Source organism: Thiomonas sp. SCN 64-16 (assembly GCF_001725585.1).
Taxonomy (GTDB): domain Bacteria; phylum Pseudomonadota; class Gammaproteobacteria; order Burkholderiales; family Burkholderiaceae_C; genus Thiomonas; species Thiomonas arsenitoxydans.
In genome coordinates this window covers 1-9,115 of record NZ_MEGQ01000074.1, presented here as the reverse complement: position 1 = coordinate 9,115, position 9,115 = coordinate 1, and the positions used below count along the sequence as shown (strand labels likewise).

Below are 9,115 nucleotides of genomic sequence, written 5' to 3'. Positions count from 1 at the left end.
AAACTTAGCTCCTTCTGCATAGGAAGCGACCTGATAAGGCGCAAACATTAAGTCGATGCTGTCCTCAGCAAGCACAAAGGCGCTGAAGTCTTCCCACTTATCCGTACCCCTCTCTATCCAGTCAGTTCCAAAATTATGATTGGCTTCCGTTTTGAGAGGAAGCTCTGATTTCAGCTGCTTCCTAATCGCGTCCTGAATTATCGAAAGTGCTTTAGAAGGCTCTGAGAACATACTTTCTAGAGTAGGCCTCCGTGCCCGTGGATCAAGCGAAAACACATGAGTTTCAAAGTGGAAGTTTGAATGCGCAGCACCCGCACCGTACCAATGGACGGCGTACTGTACAGATATCACTCGGCCCTTTAGCTTAGGCGTGCCACAATGAGCGTCGTATGTATTGGTTCGGCTAAATTTTTCTTGTCCGTAATTGTAAAAGTCCGATATTTGGGACAGCTTATTTAGACGATGCCGGAATAGCTGGTCAAGCATTCTGCCTTGCAGGTAATCGCCAATTTGATAAGCATTGGGGTAAGTATCGGAGGTGAAGGATAAAAGCTGGGCTTCAAACTCGTACCCTGGCAAACCATCCCAAGATTCTCGCAGCGTCTTAGACGTCCAATAGATATCTTGCTTCCGCTGAGTCTGATCGACCTGCACCCCAAGACGCCCAAGCTGATAAGTAATCGCGTCCGATATTTTTTCTTTACATTGGACATCAGAACCAGAAATGCACTGAATACCTTTAAGCTGCTCAGGAATTCCAACATCGTCGTCAAGAATAACGGTGACGATGTAAATGTCGTCAACCAGTTTTTCTAACAAGTTATCCAGTGCGATCTTCAGCTCTCGTTGAACGTATCCGCGACGGTTGTAAGAGTTGCTAGAAATGAAGGCGACCACAAAGCTGCTCTTGTCCAGCGCCCTTTTTATCTCGAAGTCCCAATTCTGGCCGGGTCTTATAGAGCGGCAATCAATCCACGCATCTAAACCCCTCTCCCTTAGCCAATTGTAATAGGGAATCACTCGATCACGATCGGGAGTTGCATAGCTGATAAAGACTCGATGTGTACTCTGATCGTTCATGGTCTTGATGCCCAACGTGAAGCTAACTGACGATCGGAACGCCGCAAAGAGGCATGTAGGGCGTCCGGGTTGAGTATAGTGTTGGCTATTTGAGAGTCCGCTAACCTCTATTGAATCTCTTCAAACGCCGACATGCGGCACAAAAATCACGGACAAGGTCTCGGCCAGAGATAGCAACATCTTGGGCGAGCTGATCTATCTCCGAGATTGATTTTGACTCGTCTGCCATGGCATGCATAAGATCGTTGCGCTGATCCTTCCAAGCATCCAGTCTGTCAAGCATGTCACCAAAGAACGCTTTGCGTAAATTTAGTACGCTTTGTTGCCTTGCTTTAATTTCACCAAGTTTGGGTCCCAACATGCGTATAGGCCTCCCTGTTGTTGTGACTGCACCGCCAGTTTCGTCAAGTGCCGAAACAAGTCGATCTTCAAGGATTGCATACGCGAGCCAACTGGCTTCAAGGAAAAACTCATCCTTTATAGCTTCGCCCAAACGCGAAATCAGGACTTTATAGTTGTAGTCTTTCGCCATGTTCCTTCCTATGGAATGGATAATGTAATGTATTCCGCAGATCATGTCGGATAAGCTGGGTGGTGCGGAATATTCTGGTCACGCGAATCCTCAGAAAACGCAAGTGCATCATGGACTTGCCGGCTTGTGCCTCGCCTGCATTCAAAGATAAAAAGCCATGAAACCCGGCGCCCCATCTTGTCACGCCACAAGCCCTGGCATCAAGAGTAGGAGCGCAACCCGTACCCGCCCTATAGCCTTCAGATTGAAGGCGCCGTGTCAATCATTGGCTAGATTGTGAACCAGAATACCTATGTTCGGTGTGATCGGTTCGGAGGCTGAGGCCGGAAGGCTGCACCCGGTCGAAGGAGCCGGTGCGATGGCGCTGAAAGCCGCAATCCCAGAGGCCGACGTTGCCGGTGGCTGCTGACCACACCATTGCCGCCATCGCCACTGGCAGCGCCCAATGTCCGCTCAGGCCGAGGACCGGTCTCCCGGTCGGGCGGATCGGCCCCAAGTCCAGCGTGCCGCGTAGGCCGATCGATACACTGGTGCCAGTGGCGGCTTTGGATCAGAACGACTGGCGGGTTTGATCAGACTACGCAGTCTGGAGGAAAAGTCTGCCTGAGCTACTCCACCCTGTCTGGGAGGCGACCTTGCAGAGACTCGCAACACGCGCGCTGATTCCCCTTCCGTCCCCACCCCGCAGAGTCAGGGCAGGGCGCCAACGTCTGGCGCCGCAACCCTGGAGCAGTCATGGCAACCCCCGGAAAACTCTACGTCGTCGGCTTTGGCGGAAAAGACTATCTCGTGCGCGCATTCACCCTGCGCGGCGCGGCCAAAGGCCTGATCCGATCCCTCACCGAGTCCACCCTTGAACACACCCGCCCGGCCAGCCAGGACGACATCCTGGAGCTGGCCGGCAACGGCGTGCGCCCCATCGACGTGACGGCTACCGAACCCGAAGATCAGCCCGGTGCCGAGGAGCAGGAGTGAGCGCGCAGCAGCTCACCCACGCCCGCCAGTCCGAAGCCCTGCGCCGGGCCATGGGCGCGGACATCCTCACCCCGCTCGAAGATCCCCAGGTCGTCGAAATCATGCTCAACCCCGACGGCACGCTCTGGGTGGATCGACTGGGAGAGGGCATGCAGCAGACCGGCCGTATCGACGCCGTGCGGGCGCTGACCATCGTGAACACGGTGGCGGCCATGCTCGATACCGTGGTGACGCCGCAGCAACCCATCCTCGAATGTGAGCTGCCGCTGGACGGCAGCCGCTTCGAAGCCCTCATCCCCCCGCTCGTCGAGCGCGCCAGCTTCGCCCTGCGCAAGAAGGCGACACTGATCTTCACCCTGTCCGACTACGTGGACAAGGGCATCATGACCTCGGCGCAGAAGCAGGCCATCGAGCAGGCCGTGGCCACCCGGCACAACCTGCTGGTGTGCGGCGGCACCGGCACCGGAAAAACGACCCTTGCCAACGCCATCCTCGATGCCGTGGCCCGGCTCGATGGTGAGCACCGCATCGTCGTCATCGAAGACACCCGCGAGCTGCAGGTCAATGCCGAGAACGTCGTGTTTCTGCGCACCAGCGATAACACCGACATGACCCGGCTGCTGCGCGCCACCATGCGCCTGCGGCCAGACCGCATCGTCGTCGGCGAAGTGCGCGACGGCAGCGCCCTGGCTTTGCTCAAAGCCTGGAACACCGGTCACCCCGGCGGCGTCGGCACGGTGCATGCGAATGACGCCAGCGCGGCGCTCATCCGCATCGGCCAGCTCATCCAGGAGGCTGGCGTTCCCCCCAACCCCGAACTCATCGCCGAAGCGGTGAATGTGGTCGTGCCCATCAAGCGCACCGCCGATGGCCGCAAAGTCGAGGAGGTTGCGGCTGTGCGCGGCTGGTCGGCCAGCGGCGGCGGGTTCCACGTCGAGCGCGTCGCCTGATGCTGCCTCACGTCAATGGTGAGCGTGGTTCGACTTGATCGGCTGCACTGCCAGGCGCAGGCCCATCGTCTTGAGAACCGCTGACAGGCTGCGCAGCTCCGGGTTGCCCTGGGCCGACAGCGTTCGATAGAGCTGATTGGCGTTTAGCTCCGTCTGCTTGGCGATGGCGCGCACGCCACCGCGCGCTTGCGCCATTTGGCGCAGCGCCACCAGCAGATCAGACGGCTCTCCATCCTGGAGAAGCTGGTTCAGATACTCGGCCGCAAAAGCCGGGTCTTCCTTGAACAGCTCGGCCATCGCTTCGTCATGGCTTCGATCCTTCATGCTGATCTCCGTTGCCAGTCTTTCCAATACCCAATGGCGCGCTCGATGTCGGCGTCCTGGGTGCCTTTGTCACCGCCGCACAGCAGCAGCACCACGACCGCCCCGGCCATCGCGTAATAGACGCGGTAGCCGGGGCCTTGGTCGATCCGCAGCTCCCACACACCTTCTCGGCAGGGTTTGTGATCGCCAAAGTTGCCCGCCTCGATCCGGCCCACGCGCTTGACCACCTGGCCTTTTGCAATCGGGTCGCGGAGCTTCTTCAACCACTCCTGAAACGGGTCGCGCTCGTCTTCGGTGAGGTAGTGCCGAACGGTGAACATGATGACATTGTCGTTTATAAACGATAAGGGCACAAGGAAGATCCTGCGCTTTGTCTTGGAGGGCATCTGTCCCCACCCTGCAGAGTCAGGGCATGGACACGACGCAACTTACCCCGTTTCTCGATTTCGCCCGCCTGCACGATGTGCACATCGACCCGCAGCGTCTGCAGGTCGATGGCCGCATCCACCGCGCCGATGTCGGCGACCGACCCAATGGCAGGAACGACGCCGCCTACCTTCTGCGGGACGACGGCACCGGCTGGGTGACGAACTTCAAGGCCGATGGCAAACCCATCGCCTTCCGCCCGGAACTGGCGCGCGAGAGCACGCCCGAAGAACAACAAAAGGCCCAGGCCGAACGCACCGCCTGGCTGCAGCAACAGGCCGAGCGCCAAAAGGCCGCCCTCACCGACAGCCTGACGCGCTGGGAAGCCAGCCACGAGCCGTGCAACTTCCCCTACCTGCAAAACCCCGCACTGCCCACGGCGGGACTGCGGCAGCACAGCGCGCAGCTGCTCGTGCCCATGCTCAAACTCACCGACGGCGAGCCCGAATGGGTCGGCATGCAGCGCATCGCCTGGGCGGCGCCGGGCCAGTCCGCCGACAAGCGCTTCGTCGCCGGCACGCCCACACAGGGCGCCTTTGCCGTCATCCCCATCGACGGCCAGGACGCTGAAGCCCCGCTTCGCGCCTTCGAGACCGCCAAAACCGCCCCCCATATCGTGATGTGCGAGGGCATCGGCACGGCGCTGGCCCTCCATCAGGCCACAGGACTGCCCGTCATCGCCGCCCTCTCGGCGCAGAACCTGCCCGAGGTGGCCCGCACCCTGCACGAGCAGGTGCAGGGCCGCGTGACCCTCTACGCCGACAACGACGGCGAGCGCGCCGCACGCAAAGGGCAAATCAATGCCCTCAAAGCCGCCCGCATCCTCGGCGGCGCGCGCACAACCATCGCCCTTCCAGAAAAACCCAACGGCGTCACGCCCCCCGGCTACGACGCGCGCGACCAACTCCGCGACAGCGGGCCGGAATCGATCCGCAACACCCTGGATCGCGCCGTCCCGCCGTGGACCTTCCAGCGCAGCCATCCCAGCCTCGCGCCACCCACTGGGCAAGGGCGACAGCCCAAGCCCCCCATTCCCCATCTCAAGCAGGAGCAATCGATGGAACCACAAGCCGAAACCGAACCGACGCCGCACATCCCCTCCGATGAACCCGTCCCCGTCCAGCAAGCCGTGACCGCGCAGCGAACGGAGTTCGCCGATCTCAACGCCGCTCTGGAGCGAGTCGAGTCCGAACAGGAGCCGAAGCCACAACCACAGCAAAAGGAGACGGAGGTCAGCGACGCACAAAAAGAAGAAGCCGCGTTGCTGAATGCCTGGCGCGAATCCGCCCAGCCCGCTCGCGAACAGCGCGCCAAGGCCTGGCAGGACTTGAACGCCCAGCAGCAAGCCGCGCGGGAGTCTCTGTTCTCCACCCTGGCCCAGCAACGCGCCGAAACCCTCAAGAGCGGCGGCGACCTCGATGTGCATGCGTTTGAATCCGCCAAGCAGATCGAGCATTTGCAAAAAACCCAGGCGGCGCAGCGCAAAACCCTGGCCAGCAGCCTGCCTCTACCGCCGACCCTGCGTGAGTTCCTGGAACCGCGCGCCGAGCACGACCCCATCGCCGCCCGTCTGCTCGAACAAGAAAAAACCCGCGACCCTTCGCAGGAAAGCATCCGCGGCCGCCGCGTGGCCGCCCTCGAGTCCGAAGTCCTCGACGGCCTGACCCACGACATCGAGGACGGCCCGCCCAAAGCTGTGCACTACGCCCGCGACGGCGAGAAGGTGATGACCGACCGGGGCGAGCGTGTCGATCTCTACCACGTCGATGACCGCGAGATCGAGTCGGCCCTGCGCCTGGCCGAGCAGAAGTACGACATGGACAAAGGCCTGCAGTTCACCGGCAGCCGCGAATTCCAGGAACGCGCCGCCGAAATCGCCGGGCGCATGGGCCTCAAAGTCCAGAACCCTGAACTGCAGCAGACCTGGCAGCTCGGTCGCTTGCAAACCCTGCAGAGCGAAGAACTGGGCGCCGACACCCGACTCACCGCCCCGGCGGTCGGGCAGGGCGCCATCGAGTCCGCCCGCCCCGAGCGCGGCGGCGATGGCCGCACCTACGCCGTGGACACAAAAGCCCTGCAGGCCGAAGCCCTGCTGGCGAAGCTCGACATCCACGGCTTCGACGCCATCGACCGCGCCTCGCGCTACCAGCCCCTCACCCCGGATCAACGCACCCGGTTGCAGGGTCACGATGAACAGACCCGTCTGATCGACGACCAGGATCGCCTCACCCCGCTGGGCCAGCAGGTGACCGAGCGCATGTGGGCCAAGATCGAAACCGAGCGCGAGCAGCTTCAGCAACAACTGCGCACCCGCAACATCGAGGAGGAACTGAAAAAACGCGAAGCGCAGGAAGAGAAGCAAGAACGCACCGAAGACAAGGCGCAGGACAAGGCCGTCGAACGCGAGATCGTCGCCCACGAGCGGGCCGAAGAGCGCGCCGAAGAACGCGAACCCGAAGCCCCGCAGCGCGCCCCCGTCAGACCACGCTCCCGGCAACCCAGCCGGGACATGGGGCTGGGCGGCTGAGCCTCCTGTCCCCACCCCGCAGAGTCAGGACAGGGCGTCGCATTGACGCCCGGCTCGATCCATCACAGGAGTTCGTCATGCAAACACCGCAAACCCCCGAAACCCCGTCCGCCGCCCCAGATGGCGACACGGCCGAATTCGAGTCCCTCTCCGTCCCCGACCGCGCCACGGCCGAAGCGCTCGGCGCCGAGTTCGAAGACGACGTGCAAACGGAGGCCGATCATGGCTGAGACCAAACCCGACCAGGCCAAGCCGCCGCGCGATCTGCGCCAGGAACTCACCAACAAACTCGTCCAAACGCTGGAGCAGGGCCAGATCCCCTGGAACAAGCCCTGGGCCGCGCTGCGAACCGGCTTGCCGCGCAATATGGAAACCGGCAGGGAGTACCGCGGCGGCAACCGCCTCATGCTGATGCTGGAGCAGGTCGACCGCGGCTACGCCGATCCGCTCTACGGCACCGTCAAGCAGATCAACGCCCTGGGCGGACGCGTCAAAAAAGGCGAACACGGCCTGCCCGTCGAACTGTGGAAAGAGCAGCCCTTCTATCAGCGCAAGGACATCAGCTTCACGCTCAACGGCATGCGCGTGAAAGTGTTCGGCGAGAAGAACGGCAGGGCAGAGGTCGGCATGCCGACCGAGAAGGAAGCCACCCTGCACGTCAAGACCGCCGATCTGCGCGTGCAGCGCCACACCGACCAAGGCCCACAACACCTGAGCTGGGACAAGGCGCGCGAGCTCGACACCTGGACCTCCCGCGTTCACACCGTGTTCAACGTCGCACAGTGCGAGGGGCTGAAGCTGGAGGCCCTGGCGCCCGCGCCCGACTTCGACCCCGTGGCGCGCGGCGAGTCCCTCAAGGCCGCCATGGCGCGCGATGGTCTCAGTTACGGCGAGCATCCCGAGCATGCCTTCTATTCGCCCAAACGCGACCAGGTGGTGCTTCCTCCGCGTGGCGCCTTCAATTCCGAGCTGGGCAACGAGCAGGGCGCGGCGCGCTACTACGGCACCTTGTTGCATGAGATCGGCCATGCCACCGGCGCCGCACACCGTCTGAATCGCGAAGGCATCACCGGCGGACACCGCTTCGGCTCCGAAGGCTACGCCAAGGAAGAACTGCGCGCCGAGATGTTCAGCCTGTTCGCCGCCGCACAGACCGGCATCCCGTATGACCCCGAACGCCACGCCGCCTACGTTCAGGATTGGGCCAAGGCGCTCAAGAACGACAAGAACGAAATCTTCCGGGCCGCAGCCGAAGCGGGCAAGGCCGTGGACTATGTGCTGGACAAGGAGCAGGCGCTGCAGATCACGCAGGAACGCCAGGCTTCGGTCGATGCGGCGATGCGCGCGGCTGAGCCGTCCGCCCTTGGAGCAGGGCTGACACTCATCAACCCCGACCAGATCAGACCGGGGATCGATCTGGTGGACATGGAGAAAAATCGCATGTCGCGTGTGCTGACCGTGGAGCGTAATCCCGCCGGGACGACGACCACCACGGAACAGAACCTGGACACGGGAACCCGCCGTCACATGACCTATTGGGAGGGTGACGAAATTGTGGCGACCGCGCTGTCACTGAAGGTCAAAGACCCGGAGCAGGCCATCAACGCCGAAGCGCAACAGGGCAAGACCGATTCCACGAAAAAGCCGCCCACGATGCACGAAGCGCTGGAATCCAGCGGCTGGAAGCAGACCCCGCATGGCTCGTATGAAAAGACCTTCCTGCTGGATAAGGACAGGAACAAGGGCGGCGAGTTCACGCGCGGACAGACCGTCGCCGAAAAAATCCTTTCCGTCAAAACCGCGCCTGATGGATTCGTGATGGCGCACGGCTGGGAAGACATTGCTGTTCCCGTCGAGGCTGGACTGCCTCCGGCGCAGGCTGTGACCGAACTCGACAATGCGGCCAAAGAGCGGCTGATGACCGAGCACGGCAAGAGTCTGGGTGTGACATCCATTCGTGGCAAGGGCGAGACGCAAGCCCTTCCAACGAAACCGCCCCACGAAATGACCTTCGCCGAGTTCGCCCAGGTTGCCACCGTGCGAAAGCTCGGCCCCAACCACGGGCGGGAATGGGAAGCGTTCAGCGACACGATGGCCAACGGCAAATCGCTGGGTTTCGCCGATGGGCCGACCGCAGGGGGTGCCCTGCGTCAGGTGCACAAGCGTGAAGTCAACAACGCGCTCTACGGCAATCAGCTGGACACCCCCGAGTTTCTGCAGAAATCCATGCCGTCCGCCCGTGTGCTCGACGAATACCCCGATCTCCAGAAGAAGTTCGCGCCGGTGATCGAGGAACCCCGC

The 9,115-nt window shown here is 61.8% G+C and carries 9 protein-coding genes; 5 read left to right on the top strand and 4 right to left on the bottom strand.

The genetic code is table 11. The features are described from left to right. The coding region (locus tag ABT24_RS14740; RefSeq protein ID WP_286738158.1) for a TIR domain-containing protein at nt 1-1,080 on the bottom strand (1,080 nt) is incomplete at its 3' end. A gap of 100 nt (nt 1,081-1,180) precedes the next feature. Continuing rightward, a complete protein-coding gene (locus ABT24_RS14735) occupies nt 1,181-1,612 on the bottom strand; it encodes a hypothetical protein (protein WP_276730563.1) in 432 nt (143 codons plus the stop codon). 735 nt (nt 1,613-2,347) lie between these two features. Between ABT24_RS14735 and ABT24_RS14730 the strand changes: the two genes are divergently transcribed. Continuing rightward, nucleotides 2,348-2,587 (top strand): hypothetical protein, encoded by a 240-nt coding sequence (locus ABT24_RS14730; protein ID WP_156054240.1) that lies wholly within the window; start codon nt 2,348-2,350, stop codon nt 2,585-2,587. Further along, nucleotides 2,584-3,537, top strand: coding sequence for a P-type conjugative transfer ATPase TrbB (trbB, locus tag ABT24_RS14725; protein WP_156054241.1), 954 nt, complete (start codon nt 2,584-2,586; stop codon nt 3,535-3,537). The genes ABT24_RS14730 and trbB overlap by 4 nt, the downstream gene beginning before the upstream one ends. A 12-nt stretch (nt 3,538-3,549) precedes the next feature. Here trbB and ABT24_RS14720 read toward each other — a convergent pair whose 3' ends face one another. Both ABT24_RS14720 and ABT24_RS14715 read right to left on the bottom strand, forming a co-directional pair. Then, nucleotides 3,550-3,861 carry an addiction module antidote protein gene (locus ABT24_RS14720; protein ID WP_156054242.1) on the bottom strand — a complete coding sequence of 104 codons (312 nt, stop codon included), beginning with the start codon at nt 3,859-3,861 and terminating at the stop codon, nt 3,550-3,552. Next, a complete protein-coding gene (locus ABT24_RS14715) occupies nt 3,858-4,181 on the bottom strand; it encodes a type II toxin-antitoxin system RelE/ParE family toxin (protein ID WP_156054243.1) in 324 nt (107 codons plus the stop codon). Before ABT24_RS14715 ends, ABT24_RS14720 begins: the two co-directional genes overlap by 4 nt. A gap of 92 nt (nt 4,182-4,273) precedes the next feature. Here ABT24_RS14715 and ABT24_RS14710 point away from each other — a divergent pair, with 92 nt between their 5' ends. The 3 genes from ABT24_RS14710 to ABT24_RS14700 all read left to right on the top strand — a co-directional run. Continuing rightward, nucleotides 4,274-6,814 carry an LPD7 domain-containing protein gene (locus ABT24_RS14710; protein ID WP_156054244.1) on the top strand — a complete coding sequence of 847 codons (2,541 nt, stop codon included), beginning with the start codon at nt 4,274-4,276 and terminating at the stop codon, nt 6,812-6,814. A 77-nt stretch (nt 6,815-6,891) separates the two neighbouring features. Further along, complete coding sequence (locus ABT24_RS14705; RefSeq protein WP_156054245.1) at nt 6,892-7,044, top strand: hypothetical protein; 153 nt, start codon at nt 6,892-6,894, stop codon at nt 7,042-7,044. Then, a partial coding sequence (locus tag ABT24_RS14700) for an ArdC family protein (RefSeq protein ID WP_286738152.1) occupies nt 7,037-9,115 on the top strand: 2,079 nt, incomplete at its 3' end. The genes ABT24_RS14705 and ABT24_RS14700, both read left to right, overlap by 8 nt.